General features: G+C 71.9%; 13 protein-coding genes. 4 read left to right on the forward strand and 9 right to left on the reverse strand.

The genetic code is table 11. The features are described 5' to 3' along the window. Nucleotides 1–2,568: hypothetical protein (locus VF139_16430; GenBank protein HEX6852984.1), on the forward strand; the 2,568-nt coding region annotated here is incomplete at its 5' end. Between the two features lie 27 nt (nucleotides 2,569–2,595). On the opposite strand, the gene VF139_16435 is transcribed toward VF139_16430, so the two are convergent. Beyond that, nucleotides 2,596–2,733 carry a hypothetical protein gene (locus VF139_16435; GenBank protein HEX6852985.1) on the reverse strand — a complete coding sequence of 46 codons (138 nt, stop codon included), beginning with the start codon at nucleotides 2,731–2,733 and terminating at the stop codon, nucleotides 2,596–2,598. 89 nt (nucleotides 2,734–2,822) lie between these two features. On the opposite strand from VF139_16435, the gene VF139_16440 reads away from it, so the two are divergent. Continuing rightward, entirely contained in the window at nucleotides 2,823–3,773 is a 951-nt protein-coding gene (locus VF139_16440; protein HEX6852986.1) for a glycosyltransferase, read from the forward strand. 70 nt (nucleotides 3,774–3,843) lie between these two features. On the opposite strand, the gene VF139_16445 is transcribed toward VF139_16440, so the two are convergent. Next, nucleotides 3,844–4,869: a glycosyltransferase family 2 protein gene (locus VF139_16445; GenBank protein HEX6852987.1), complete on the reverse strand. Its 1,026-nt coding sequence runs from the start codon at nucleotides 4,867–4,869 to the stop codon at nucleotides 3,844–3,846. Between the two features lie 46 nt (nucleotides 4,870–4,915). Between VF139_16445 and VF139_16450 the strand changes: the two genes are divergently transcribed. Both VF139_16450 and VF139_16455 read left to right on the forward strand, forming a co-directional pair. Next, complete coding sequence (locus tag VF139_16450; GenBank protein ID HEX6852988.1) at nucleotides 4,916–5,650, forward strand: cephalosporin hydroxylase family protein; 735 nt, start codon at nucleotides 4,916–4,918, stop codon at nucleotides 5,648–5,650. 10 nt (nucleotides 5,651–5,660) lie between these two features. Next, nucleotides 5,661–6,326 carry an acetyltransferase gene (locus VF139_16455; protein HEX6852989.1) on the forward strand — a complete coding sequence of 222 codons (666 nt, stop codon included), beginning with the start codon at nucleotides 5,661–5,663 and terminating at the stop codon, nucleotides 6,324–6,326. On the opposite strand, the gene VF139_16460 is transcribed toward VF139_16455, so the two are convergent. From VF139_16460 to VF139_16490, 7 genes are read right to left on the reverse strand one after another with little or no spacing between them, the layout of a single operon-like run. Beyond that, complete coding sequence (locus tag VF139_16460) at nucleotides 6,280–7,440, reverse strand: DegT/DnrJ/EryC1/StrS family aminotransferase (GenBank protein HEX6852990.1); 1,161 nt, start codon at nucleotides 7,438–7,440, stop codon at nucleotides 6,280–6,282. The genes VF139_16455 and VF139_16460 overlap by 47 nt on opposite strands. A gap of 8 nt (nucleotides 7,441–7,448) precedes the next feature. Further along, entirely contained in the window at nucleotides 7,449–7,898 is a 450-nt protein-coding gene (locus tag VF139_16465; protein ID HEX6852991.1) for a dTDP-4-dehydrorhamnose 3,5-epimerase family protein, read from the reverse strand. Next, a complete protein-coding gene (locus VF139_16470; protein ID HEX6852992.1) occupies nucleotides 7,895–9,142 on the reverse strand; it encodes a class I SAM-dependent methyltransferase in 1,248 nt (415 codons plus the stop codon). Before VF139_16470 ends, VF139_16465 begins: the two co-directional genes overlap by 4 nt. Next, complete coding sequence (gene rfbG, locus VF139_16475) at nucleotides 9,142–10,212, reverse strand: CDP-glucose 4,6-dehydratase (GenBank protein HEX6852993.1); 1,071 nt, start codon at nucleotides 10,210–10,212, stop codon at nucleotides 9,142–9,144. The genes VF139_16470 and rfbG overlap by 1 nt, the downstream gene beginning before the upstream one ends. Next, the gene (rfbF, locus tag VF139_16480) at nucleotides 10,200–10,973 is read right to left on the reverse strand and encodes a glucose-1-phosphate cytidylyltransferase (protein HEX6852994.1); all 774 of its coding nucleotides are present in this window, start codon (nucleotides 10,971–10,973) and stop codon (nucleotides 10,200–10,202) included. Before rfbF ends, rfbG begins: the two co-directional genes overlap by 13 nt. Further along, nucleotides 10,961–12,127, reverse strand: coding sequence for a hypothetical protein (locus tag VF139_16485; GenBank protein HEX6852995.1), 1,167 nt, complete (start codon nucleotides 12,125–12,127; stop codon nucleotides 10,961–10,963). Before VF139_16485 ends, rfbF begins: the two co-directional genes overlap by 13 nt. Next, nucleotides 12,128–12,643, reverse strand: a complete 516-nt coding sequence (locus VF139_16490) for a carboxypeptidase-like regulatory domain-containing protein (protein ID HEX6852996.1) — start codon at nucleotides 12,641–12,643, stop codon at nucleotides 12,128–12,130. It lies immediately after the preceding gene. Between the last annotated feature and the right edge of the window lie 160 nt (nucleotides 12,644–12,803).

A 12,803-nucleotide genomic window follows, 5' to 3' on the forward strand; every position in this document is an offset into this window, starting at 1 on the left:
ACGTCGTCCGACGGAGGCTCCACGTGGAGCTCGCCGATCCCGTTCGGCGCGGAGGCGGGGCTGCAACCCGGGGCGCGACCGCTGGTGGCCCCGCTCGGAACCGCCGGCCTGCTCGGCGCGCGACAGGCCGTCGAGGTCGGGGGCGATCCGCGTCTCGTCGGCATCCGTACGGCCGTGGCGCAGCCCCCCGAAGGGTTCGGCGACTGGTCCCTCGCGGCCAACGACCTGCCTCCGGTGGGTTCGACCGCGACGTCCGCGCCGGTCCTGGTCTCCGACGGCGTGTCGCGGGTCGTGGCGCTCGTCCCGGCGGCCGATCGCGCAGGAACCTCGATCTGGGCGCGGGCCAGCGACGATCGGGGGATCACCTTCGGCGCCCCGGTCCGCGTCAGCTCCTTCGGGTCCACGTCGTTCTACCGCAGCGGCTCCCTCCAGGCCGCCGCGACCTCCGACGGGTGGGTGTGGGCGGCGTATTTCGCCCAGCGCCAGACCGGATGGGAGCTGCGGGTCAACGTGTCCCGCGACGGGGGGAGGACCTGGCTTCCCGAGGATGCGATCCCCTTCACCACGACCGGCCCGTTCCTTACGTCGAACACGCTTCGATTGGCCGCGGCCCCGGGAGGGCGCGCCTGGATCGCATGGACGAGCTCGAACGACCTGAAGCTCGCCTCGACGCTCGACGGCGGGGCGAGCTTCCAGACGGTGGACGCCGACCAGTCGACGATCCTCGCGAGCAACTCCCCTCACCTCTGCGTGTCCGGAAACCGCTTGTACCTGGCGTGGCGCGGGCGACTGCTCTCCTCTCTGCCGACGCAGAGCCTGCTCGCGTGGAGTGACGACGGGGCGACCTTCTCCCCCGCCGCGGTCGCCGCCTGGCCGGGGACCGGAAACGTCGACCTGTCCTGCGGCGATTCCGGGGAGATCGACTTCGCCTGGGCCCGGAGCGGGTATGCCGACCCCTACCGCGTTCGCCTGGTCGTGCAGCGTCGTGACGGGGCGGGAGTCGGGCCGGTGGTGGAGACGAACGTCCCGTCCCAGTCCGGCTCCTCCCTGCGACTGGACCTGCACCGAGACGCGGGGGGCGCGCTCATGCTCGCCTCCGAGGCCCAACCGACCGCTCCGACGCTGCGATACGAGTTGTTCGTCGGCACGTCGAGCGACGGCGGCGCGACGTGGAGCACTCCCTTGCGTCTGGACGAGGGCGACCTCGAGGGGCTGCGTCTGCACCTGGGGATCGCGGCCATCACGGATACGGCGGGACGTTCCTGGGTCACCTGGACCGACAGCCCCGGGAACGGCGGCCAGGCGGTATTCTCGCGGCGGAGCGACGACGGCGGCATGACGTGGAATGCGACGGCGCGCCTCGACCGCGACCCCGCGCCCTGGTCGAGAAGCCCGACGACAGGGGGTCCCGCCTCCACGGCCGCGGTGGACGGCGCGATCGTCGTGGGATTCAGCCGGCTGCGCGCGGGGAACGCCAACCAACAGGCCCTCCTCAACGCCGACGACGTCCTCGACCGCGACCGCGACGGATCTCCCGCGACCGAGGACTGCGACGACGCGAACCCCGATCTCTACCCGGGGCATTGCGGAAACGAGCCCCCCGTCGCCCGCGCGGGCGACGACCAGGTCCTCGAGTGCACCGGGGACCTCGCCGCGACGGCGACCCTCGACGGCTCGGCGTCGAGCGATCCCGACGGCGAGGAGGACCTCGCGTCGTGGATCTGGAGCGAGGGGGGCTCGACGATCGCCGAAGGGAAGGTCGCGACGGCGGGGTTCGCGCTGGGCGCGCACGACGTCGTGCTGACCGTGACCGACCGCGCGGGCGGGAGCGGCGCCGACGACTTGAAGGTCACCGTGCGGGACACGATCGCGCCGACGGGGACGATCACGGCTCCGACCGCGGGACTGTGCTCCGCCGCACCGGTCGCGGTCGAGGCGTCGTTCGGCGACGCGTGCGACCCGTCGCTCGACCTCGCCTACGAGCCCGCGCCCGGGCCGACGTACGCGGAGCACGGGGACCTTACGGTCACCGTGACCGCGACCGACGCCGGCGGGAACGCGGGGAGCGCGAGCGTCGCGTTCACGATCGACACGATCGCCCCCGAGGTCGCCTGGCTCGTCGAGCCCGGTGCCTCGGTCGCCCTTCCCGCGACGGTCCCGATGGCCCTCGTCTTCTCGACGTCGGACGACGACGGCGCGACGGGCGGCGTCGTGCACGAGAAGATCGAGCTCGACGGGTGCTCGATCTTCGACGGATCGACGTACGGCGACGCGGACGGGTTGCTCTCGGACGAAACGATCGCGCTCGACCTCGGCGCGTTGTGCCGGGTCGCGAACGCGTGCTCCAGGAGCGCGCTGAGCGCGCCCGTGCTGGAGCTCAAGGCGACGGACTGCGGGGGGAACGTGGGCTCGGCGGCGCTGTCGCTGAGCGGGCGCGTGGCTCTGAAACCCGGGGTGTGCGGGCGGGACGGACGGCCGGCGACCGCGGTCCGGCCGGAGCGCAAGCCGAGGATCGACGCCCCGACGCCGGCGACCGCCGCGCCTCGGCCGTCGATCCGGCGACGGTAGGGCCGGGTTCTCCCCGGCCCCTTCCGTCTACTTCTTGGCGGCGGCCTTCGGCTTGGCGGCCGCGGCCTTCTGGCGCACGGCCTTCGCCTCGCGGATGCGCTTCTTCACGGCTTCCTTGCGGCGCTTGCGCCGGCGGCGCAGCTCCTTCTTCCGTTCGAGACCCATCGTGACTCCTTCGTCGCGACCCCGAGGGGCGCGTCTCGCCGACATGGGCGGGGGATTATAGACACGCTTGCCGTGGTAACGTCGCGCCCGTGGACTCCCCCCGGGTCAGCGTCGTCATTCCGACCTACAACCGCGAGGACTTCGTCGTCGCCGCGGTCGACAGCGTCCTCGCGCAGACCTGGCCCTCGGTCGAGGTGGTCGTCGTCGACGACGGGTCGAAGGACCGGACCCCCGAGGTCCTGGCTCCGTATGCCGATCGGATCCGCTTCATCCGCCAGCAGAACACCGGGCTCGCGGGAGCGAGGAACGCCGGCTGGCGGGCCTCGAGCGGGGAGATCGTCGGGTTCCTCGACTCGGACGACCTGTGGGACAGGCGCCTGGTCGAGGAGGTCGTCCGGGTCTTCCGCGAGCGCCCGGAGGCCGACGCCGTCGCCCTGGCCGAGCGGGAGATCGATCCCGGCGGGAACGTGGTCGGGGGGATCCACACGAAGCGGACCCCCGGCCCTTGGTTCACCCCCGAGGGGCTGATCGGGCGCGACACCGGGGTCGGCAGCGGCCGTCCCCCCGTCGTGAAGCGGACCGTTCTCGACCGCTTCGGGGGGTTCGACCCGAGCTTCCGGAACTACGCCGTCGACTCGGAGATGTGGATCCGCCTCGCCTTCTCGATCCGCATGACGATCCTCGAGGAGCCGCTGGTCCTGCGCCGGATCCATCCGGGAAACGTCAGCGGCGACCTCGCGCTCGACGCCGAGTACTGGCTCCGGATCCTCGACCGCGTCGAGACCGAGCATCCCGAGTTCACGGCGGCGAACGACGCCCTGATGCGGCGCACGCGCGGAAAGCAGCACCTGAGGATCGGCCGCGAGCTGCTCGCGAGGTCGCGGCACGACGCGGAGCTTCTCGCCCCCGCACGCGCCAATCTCAGAAACGCGATCGCGGAGTGGCCGCGGTTCCACCGCGCGTGGCTCTACTACGTGTGGAGCTGGGTGGCGCCGGATCTCTACGGGAAGTTCCGGGAAGCGGAGGTCCGTAGACGGTAAATAGGGACAGCAACCTATTTCCCGGACCCGTGCGGCGTGTCTCCGAGTCCGGGGAAATAGGTTGCTGTCCCTATTTACCGTACGCCGCGAGGATCTCGTCGATCGAGCGCGTCTTGAACCCGCTCGACTTCCGGCGCTTGTACCCCGACTGCAGGCGCGCCCACGCCGAGAGCGACCGGAAGCGCCAGCCGCCGTGCCGCCCGAAGGCGATCTTGCGCGCGCGCCGCGCGTCGAGATCCCCTCGCCGCTCGAGGTAGTCGGCCGCGGCGAGGAAGCGCTCGAAGTCCCCCGCTTCCGCGGCGTCCCGCAGCCAACCGTGCGCGACGAGCTTCAGCTTGCGGTCCGCGATCGCCGCGACCTCGCGCCGGTCCCCCTCGCCGAGGTTCGGAAGCGACGCGACCCAGTCGGCGAGAACCGTCGCCGAACGGCGAAGCTCCCCGACCGGAAGCGTCTGCGACGCGTTCATCCCCGTCTCGGAGAAGAGAGCTCCCGGACGCGGGTCGACGAAGAAGGGAAAACGCGCGGCCGCCGAGCCGAGGAAGAGGATGTCCCCCATCGGGATCGTCACGAACGCCCCGATCGCGTCGCGGACCTCGCGCCGGAAGACCACCCCGGTCCACACGAAGTGCTCCTCGGTCATGAGGCGCACGCTCTCCCCCGCCTCGTGGCGCCCCGCCCGCCATCCTCCGGGAGGGAACAACCCGTGCGTCCCCCGTCGCACGTCGTACATCACGACCGGCGTCGCGTAGAAGCCGAGGTCGCGATCGCGCTCGAGGACCTCGACGGCGCGGCGGTAGAAGTCCGGGAGCAGCAGGTCGTCGTCCGAGAGGATCGAGAAATACGGCGTGTCCACCCCGTCGACGGCGAACTGGAAGTTCGCGTACGCCCCGAGGTTGTCGGCGTGGCGGTGGAAGCGCACGCGCGGGTCCCGGTCGGCCAGATCGCGGAGCACGGCGGCGGTTGCGTCGTCGGAAGCGTTGTCGCAGACGAAGACCCTCGAGTCGGGCCAGCTCTGCGCGAGGACGCTGCGCACCGCGCGTTCCAGAAGGCGCACCCGGCGGTACGTCGGGATCGCGGCGGTGACGGCGGGCGGCACGGCCGGAAGACTACCACCCGGCCGCGAGCCGTGGCAGACTCGCGCCATGTCGGACATCGAACGCTTCGAGCGCGAGTGCGAGGAGAACGCCCGGCGCATGGCCGCCGACGGGCGGCTGCGCGAGCAGACGCTCGAGTGGATCCTCGCGACGTCGCGTCACAAGTACACCTACAACTTCCGCTGGCTCGGGCTGCCGGTGATCCAGTTCCCGCAGGACATGTTCGCGCTGCAGGAGCTGACGTGGAAGGTGAGGCCCGAGGCGATCGTGGAGACCGGGGTGGCCCGCGGAGGCTCGCTCGTGTTCCACGCCTCGGTCCTCCAGATGATCGGCGGGGACGGCCTCGTGGTGGGGGTGGACATCGACATCCGCCCGCACAACCGCGAGGCGATCGAAGCGCATCCCCTCGCCCCGCGCATCCGCCTGGTGCAGGGCTCCTCCACGGACGCGACCACGCTCGAGCAGGTGCGGGCGCACCTCGGCGCGCGAACGCGGGTCCTGGTCGTGCTCGACTCCAACCACACCCACGAACACGTCGCGCGGGAGCTTCGCGCCTACGCGCCGCTCGTCGCCCCGGGGAGTTATCTCGTCGTCATGGACACGATCGTGGACGACATGCCGAAGTCGTTCTTCCCGGACCGGCCCTGGGGGCCCGGCGACAATCCCAAGACCGCGGTGCGCGAGTTCCTGAAGGAGCATCCGGAGTTCGAGCTCGACCGCGACATCGAGGCGAAGCTCCTGCTGACCGTCGCCCCGGACGGCTTCCTGCGCCGGGTGCGGTGAAGGGGCCGCCATGGAGATCGTTTTCCTCGGCGCCAAGAATCCCGAGACGCTGCGCATGATCCGCGCGATCGGGCGGACCGACCCCGACTTCCGCGTCCGGGGGTTCCTCGACAACGATCCCGCGCGTCACGGGACGTTCGAGGGGTACCCCGTGTTCGGGGGAATCGACGCCCTCACCGACGAGATGATCGCGAGCTGCCGCTTCGTCAACCTGATCACCGGCTCGACGCGGGCGCGGTACGAGACGTCGCGCGAGATGGCGCGGCGCGGCTGCCGATTCGCCAACTTCGTCCACCCGTCCGTGGACCTGGACCTCACCGAGATCGGGACCGGGAACTACCTCCAGGAGCAGGTCATCGTCCAGGCCGGGGCGAAGATCGGGAACAACAGCAGCGTGCACATCGCGGCGCTCGTCGCCCACGAGGTGACGATCGGGCACTCCGTCTTCGTCGCCCACGCGGTGAGCCTGTCGGGGGAGGTCGTCGTGGAGGACGGCGTCTTCATCGGCACCAACGCGACCGTCGTCCCGCGCGTGAGGATCGGCAGGTGGTCCACGATCGGAGCCGGCTCGGTGGTGCTGAAGGACGTCCCGCCCTACTCCGTCGCCGTCGGGAACCCCGCGAAGATCCTCAGGACCGTGGAGCCGATCCACGACTCCGGGGACCCGCTGCGCTGAGCGTCTCGCGGAAGGCCGCGCAGGCGCGCGCCACCTGCTCGCGCGTCAGCGACAGCGCGCTCGGGAGGTTGATCGCGCGGGGGGACAGGTCGTAGGCGACCCGGTTCCTCGCGCGCGCCTGAGCCACGCCCGGCGTCGCGGCGTACGCCGGGAGCGAGCTCAACGGATGGAAGAACGGCCGCGTGTCCACCCCGCGCGCGGCGAGCGCCTTTCCGACCTCGGCCTTGTCGAGGCCGAACCCGTAGTCCCAGACGGCGGTCACCATCCAGTACGCGTTGCGCGTCCCCTCCGGCTCGGCGTTGAGCGTCACGCCGTCGACCCCCTCGAGCTCCTCGCGGTACCAGCCGAAGATCTCGCGCTTGCGCGCGATCAGCTCCTCGAGGCGTTCGAGCTGGGCGAGCCCCAGCGCCGCCTGCAGGCTCGTCATCTTGTATTTGTACGCGACCTCGGTGTTCCAGAAGAGGCTGTCGCCGGGACGTCGCCCGTGGTCCCGGAGGAACAACACCCGCTCGCGGATCGCGTCGTCGTCGGTGAGGAGCATCCCCCCCTCGCCCGTCGTCAACGTCTTGGAGCCGTGGAAGCTGAAGACGCTCGTGGCGCCGAAGCTCCCCGCGGGGCGGCCCCGGTAGGTGGCCCCGGCGGCCTCGGCGGCGTCCTCGACCACCGCGAACCCGCGCTCGGCGGCGAGGGCGAGGATCGGGTCGAGATCGGGCATCCCCCCGTACAGGTCGACGACGAGGAGCCCCTTCGTGCGGGGGGTCACGCAGGCCGCGACCGTCTCCCGGGTGACGCACCAGGTCCCGGGATCGACGTCGGCGAAGACGGGGGTCGCGCCGACGTACGAGATCGGCGCGGCGGTCGCGATCCACGTCGCGTCCGGCACGATCACCTCGTCCCCCGGTCCCACGCCCAGGGCGAGCAGGGAAAGGTGGATCGCCGAGGTGCACGACGGCAGGGCGATCGCGTGCCGCCTCCTCGCGTGCGTGGCGAACGCCCGCTCGAACCGCTCGTGCCAGACGTTGTGATTGCCGTACCAGGCGTGCGTGACGGCGTCGGTCACGTAGTCGATCTCGCGCTGGGTGATCCACGGACCGGCGACGGGGATGCGCTCCATCGGGCTCCTCAGTGGTGGCGCACGCCCCACGCGTAGGGGATCGGATTGTCGAACGGGTCGAGGCGCTCCGATCGGGACGGGTCGTGCGGGTGGGTGCAGCAGTTCGCGACGATGGCGTACGGGTCGCTCATCCCCTTGAACCCGTTCCAGAGTCCCGGGGGAATGACGACGAGGGAGTAGTCGTCGGGACCGAGGAAGAACTCCTCCGTCCGCCCCGACGTCGCGGAGCCCTCGCGGTCGTCGTGCACGACGAGCTTGATCCGGCCGTGGACGCACGCGTAGTGGAGGGTCATCTCGCGGTGCCTGTGCCACCCCTTCACGACGTCCTTGTAGATCGTCGAGAAGTAGATCTCGCCGAACCCGAGGAAGTGCGGGTCGGTCGCCCGCAGCATGTGCAGGATCGTCCCCCGCTCGTCGGGGATGCGGCGCAGCGGGATCACCTTCACGCCCTCGATCACGCCAGGACCTCCTTTCCGACCACGCGCACCTCGGGGACGGGGACGACGAAGACCCCGCCCGCCTCGAGATAGGCGCGTTGCTGCCGGAAGATCTCGTCGGCGAAGTTCCAGGTGAGAAGCAAGGTCGCGTCGGGACGTCGCTCGACCAGCGCCTCGGCCGGGACGATGGGGAGCCGGTTTCCCGGCGTGAGCCGGCCCTGCTTCACCGTGGAGCGGTCGGCGACGAAGTCGAGCAGGTCGCCCCCGATCCCGAAGGCGCTCATGAGGGTCGAGCCCTTCGCGGAGGCGCCGTAGGCGGCGAGTCGCTGCCCCGCGGACTTGCGCCGCCTCAGCTCCCCCGTGAGCGCCTCTCCGAGGGCGCGCACCCGGCGGGCGAAGTCGGCGTAGTACGCGAGGGTCGTCATCCCGCGGCGGCGCTCTTCGTCGAGGAGCGCGCCGACCGACGGCCGGGGGCGGGCCGCTCCCCCGGGGCGGAGGTACACGCGCAGGGAGCCGCCGTGGATCGCATGCCGCTCGACGTCCTCCACCACGAGCCCGTGCCGGTCGAACAGGGCGGTGATCGCGTGCAGCGAGAAGTAGCAGAGGTGCTCGTGATAGATCGTGTCGAACTCGAGGGCCTCGATCATCGTCCCGAGCCACGGGAACTCGATCGCGGCGACCCCTCCCGGCTTCAGGACGGTCGCGATCCCCTCCGCGACCCCGTGGAGATCCGCCACGTGGGCGAGGACGTTGTTCGCGATCACGACGTCGGCGTGTCGTCCCTCCGCGGCCAGACGGCGCGCGACCGCGGCGCCGAAGAACTCGGCGAGGGTCGCGACCCCCCTCCCCTCGGCGACCGCCGCGATGTTGCGCGCGGGCTCGACGCCGAGAACCGGGATCCCCCGTTCGACGAAGTTGCGCAGGAGGTATCCGTCGTTGCTCGCGATCTCGACGACGAGGCTTCGCGCCCCGAGGGATTCCCGGGCCGCGAGGGTCTCGGCCTCCTCGCGGGCGTGGCGGAGCATCGTCTCGGAGAACGACGAGAAATAGAGGTAGTGCCGGAACAGCTCCTCGGGGTCGACCGTCTCGAGGATCTGCACGAGGGAGCACGACGGGCAGAAGGCCAGGGTAAGCGGGAATCGCGGCTCGGGAAGGTCGGCGTCCCCCGGGGCGAGGAGGGCGTTCGCGAGCGGCACCTCCCCGAGCGCGAGGACGGTCGCGAGCTCCCCTCCGCCGCAGACGCGGCACGCGGTGATGCGGCGCATCACGCGCGCATCCCCCCGTGCTGCGCGATCTGCCGCGAGGTGAAGGCGGCGAGGTCGGCGCCGTCGCGCGCGGCGGCGTACCACGCGACCGTCGCGTCGACCGCCTCGGCGGCGCGCCACCGCGGCCGCCACGCCAGGCGCGTCCTCGCCTTCGTCGCGTCCAGGGCGAGGAAGGGAGCCTCGCGCGGCTCGGGCGCGTCGGGGGCGAGCTCCCAGGCGCCCGTCCCCCAGCGCGCGAGCACGCGCTCGGTCAGGTCGCGGACGTTCACGCGGTCGTCGGCTTCCGGGCCGAAGTTCCATCCCTCCCCGAAGCTCGCGCCGTCGGGGCCGAGGAGGGCCAGGGCGAGCGCGCGGTAACCGGCGAGGGCGTCGAGGACGTGTTGCCACGGGCGCACGGCGAGCGGGTTCCGGAGGGCGACCGGTTTTCCCGCGAACAGCGCCCGGACGATGTCGGGGACGATCCGGTCGCGGGCCCAGTCCCCGCCGCCGATCACGTTTCCCGCGCGGGCGGTCGCGAGGGCGACCCCGTGCTCGCCGAATCCCTCCGGGGGGAAAAACGACCGGCGCCACGCCGCGGCCACGAGCTCGGCGGCCCCCTTGCTCGCCGCGTAGGGGTCGTGCCCGCCCATCGCATCGTCCTCGCGATGCGGACGGAAGGTCGCGTGCTCCTCGTAACACTTGTCGGAGGTGACGACGACCACCGCGCAGGGCTTCCCGCGGCGGCGCACGGCGTCGAGGACGTGGACCGTCCCCATCACGTTCGCGTCGAAGGTCTCGACCGGCTCGGCGTACGAGACGCGGACGATCGCCTGCGCGGCCAGGTGGAACACGACGTCGGGATCGGCGGCGGCGCAGGCGGATGCCACCGCCTCGCGGTCGCGCACGTCGCCGTGGACGTGGCGCAGGCGTCGCCTCAGATCGAGCGCGTCGAACAACGCGGGCTCGGTGGGGGGCTCGAGGGCGTAGCCGTGGACCTCGGCCCCTTCGTCGAGAAGGCACGCCGCCAGCCACGAACCCTTGAACCCCGTATGGCCGGTGAGCCACACGCGGCGGCCGCTCAGGCCCGCCACGGCGCCTCCCCGCTCGCCCAGAGATCGCGCAGGATCGTGAGCTCGCGGACCGTGTCCATGCACTGCCAGAAGCCGCGGTGCTCGAAGGCCACGAGCTCGCCGTCGCGCGTCAGGCGGACCATCGGGTCGTGCTCGAGGGCGCAGCGCGGGTCGGCGGACAGGTACTCGAAGATCGCCGGCTCGAAGACGAAGAAGCCGCCGTTGATGAGGCCGGTCCCGACCTGGGGCTTTTCGGAGAACTGCTCGACGCGCCCCCCGTCGAGGATCAGCTCGCCGAACCGCGCCGGCGGATGCACCGCGGTGACCGTGGCGATCCGGCCGTGCCCGCGGTGGAACCGCACGAGCGCGTCGACGTCCACGTCGCACACGCCGTCGCCGTAGGTGAGCAGGAACGTCTCGTCGCGCACGTACCTGCGGACGCGGTGCACGCGGGCCCCGGTGAGGGTCTCCGGGCCGGTCTCGGCGAGGGTGACCGTCCACCCCTGCTCGTCGTGCTCGCCGTGAACGGTCACCGAGCCCGCCCGCCCGAGCTCGACGGTGACGTCGTTGTTCCTCGACTCGTAGCTCAGGAAGTAGTCGCGGATGACGTCGCCCTTGTACCCGAGGCACAACACGAACTCGCGGTGCCCGAAGGCCGCGTAGCGCTTCATGATGTGCCAGAGGATCGGGCGCTCCCCGATCGGCACCATCGGCTTGGGGAGCACCTCGGACTCGGCGCCCATGCGCGTGCCGCGCCCGCCGCACAGGATCACGACTTGCACGCCGCCTCCTCCGTGGCGCCGGATGGTAGCACCGCGCGGATGCGCTTCAGCAGGGTCTCCGCCTCCTCCGCCGGCGCCGGCCGCCAGAACCCGAGCTTCCGTTTCCGGTCGAGCGCGTCCCCCGAATACCGCACGCTCGACACGAGTCTCCCCTCCGCGGTGAAGAAGTGGGTCCGGCCGCGCTCGCCGGGCACGACGAACGTCCCGTGTTTCTCGTCGAAGAGCACCGACCCGGCGTCCGCGCGCCGGGCGTCCTCGAGGGCCATGCGCGTGGGGCGCTCTCCGGACAGGTGGCGCGATTCCGCGTGGCGGGTGCGACGGCCACGGGCCCGCGCGTCGCGCTCGAGACGCCGGGCGAGCCCCTGCAGGATCCCCTCCACGCGCCCCTCCGAACGATCGGCGCGCCGCAGCCCCGCCAGCGCCGCCTGGGCCCATCGGACGGCCCCCCGCCACGGGATGTCGTCCTGGCGCTCCCAGAGGCTCTCGAGGGCGCCTCCCTGCGGCGTGCGGCCGAGGAGATTCAGGCCGAAGCGAGGGGCGCCGTCCCGCGGACGGGACACGCCGACCTGGAAGGTGAGCGCGAGCACCCCGCGTCCCTCCCCGACGCGCACCGGCGTGCGCCAGAACCCCGCCGCCACCTGGCCGACGAGGTCGTACGCGGCCCCGGTGTGGAAGGCGTCGACGAACCGTCCGTGCAACGCATCGCGCCCCAGTACGATCGCGACGAACGCGGGGGGGTCCTCGAAGAGGCGATCGACCTCGGGGTGGCGGCGCTCGAGACAGACCTGGGCGAAGTCCTCCCAGCGGGGCACCCCCGTGGGGGTGTACCCCGCGACGACGTGGCGGGCGGAGGGGGGCTCGCTGTGCTCGCACCCGGGGCCGCCGCAGCGGTGGCAGAAGGCTCTCCCCGGCCGGAAGGCCGCGGCATGTTCGATCGCCTCGTCGAGGTGGCGATCGATCGCGGCCGCCACCGTCCTCGCGAACGACTCCGCTCCGTCCCCCTCGTCGCGCACAGGGATCGGCAGGCGCAGCACCATCCGGTCGAGTTGCGCCTCCACGAGGTGCCCGCCGGCCTTCCGCGCGAGCCGCTCCCGGGCCAGGCGCCGCAGGGCGTCCCAGGCGATCTCCCCGAGGGCGAGCGTGCGGTCGTCCACCTAGCGCCTCGTCATCCTCACGACGGCCTCCCGCTCGACCCCCGCCTCGAGGGTCACCGCGGCGGGATCGGCCGGGTCGAACCCCTCCGCCTCGGCCGTGATCCGGACCGCCCCCGGGGGCAGAGACGGGGTGCGCATCCCGGCCCGGTTGAACGGAAGCGGACCGATCTTGCGCCCCGAGGCATACACCACGGTGACCGTTCCCTTCTCGACCGGGTTCCCCGCCCCGTCCACCACCCGGACGAGGAGGGTCGCCGCCCGATCCAGGACGATCGGCGCGGCCTGGGTGACCGCCGCCGACTCGCCGGGGAGGTACCCGGTCTTGACGACACGGACCGCCTCCGCGGCGGAGTCGGGGAGGCGCCAGAAGCCGTTCGCGTCGGTCACGACGCACAGCAGCGCCCTGCCCTGCGTCGTCAGGCACGCCTCCGCTCCCTCGATCGGGACCCCCTGCCGATCGACGACCGTGCCGGTCATCGCGAGGATCCCGGCCCCGACCCACATCGATGCGATCATGCGGCCTCCGGCCCCCGTAATCCCTACTAGATCAGAGGGCTTTCATTTTTCGATGGAAGTAGTACCATGCGGCGCGTTTGGGCGGGCGAGGTCTCGCGCCGTCCGGTTTTTCGGGATACGCAAGGCCGCCCCGCCTGTTGCGAAGGGCGCCGAAGGGAAA

This window comes from Candidatus Polarisedimenticolaceae bacterium (assembly GCA_036376135.1).
Taxonomy (GTDB): Bacteria; Acidobacteriota; Polarisedimenticolia; order Polarisedimenticolales; family DASRJG01; genus DASVAW01.

Excerpts from the sequence above, each read along its gene's own strand:
- VF139_16435 (HEX6852985.1), bottom strand. The coding sequence starts at position 2,733 with ATGGGTCTCGAACGGAAGAAGGAGCTGCGCCGCCGGCGCAAGCGCCGC.
- VF139_16450 (HEX6852988.1), top strand. The coding sequence starts at position 4,916 with ATGTCGGACATCGAACGCTTCGAGCGCGAGTGCGAGGAGAACGCCCGG.
- VF139_16455 (HEX6852989.1), top strand. The coding sequence starts at position 5,661 with ATGGAGATCGTTTTCCTCGGCGCCAAGAATCCCGAGACGCTGCGCATG.
- VF139_16460 (HEX6852990.1), bottom strand. The coding sequence starts at position 7,440 with ATGGAGCGCATCCCCGTCGCCGGTCCGTGGATCACCCAGCGCGAGATC.
- VF139_16470 (HEX6852992.1), bottom strand. The coding sequence starts at position 9,142 with ATGCGCCGCATCACCGCGTGCCGCGTCTGCGGCGGAGGGGAGCTCGCG.
- VF139_16490 (HEX6852996.1), bottom strand. The coding sequence starts at position 12,643 with ATGATCGCATCGATGTGGGTCGGGGCCGGGATCCTCGCGATGACCGGC.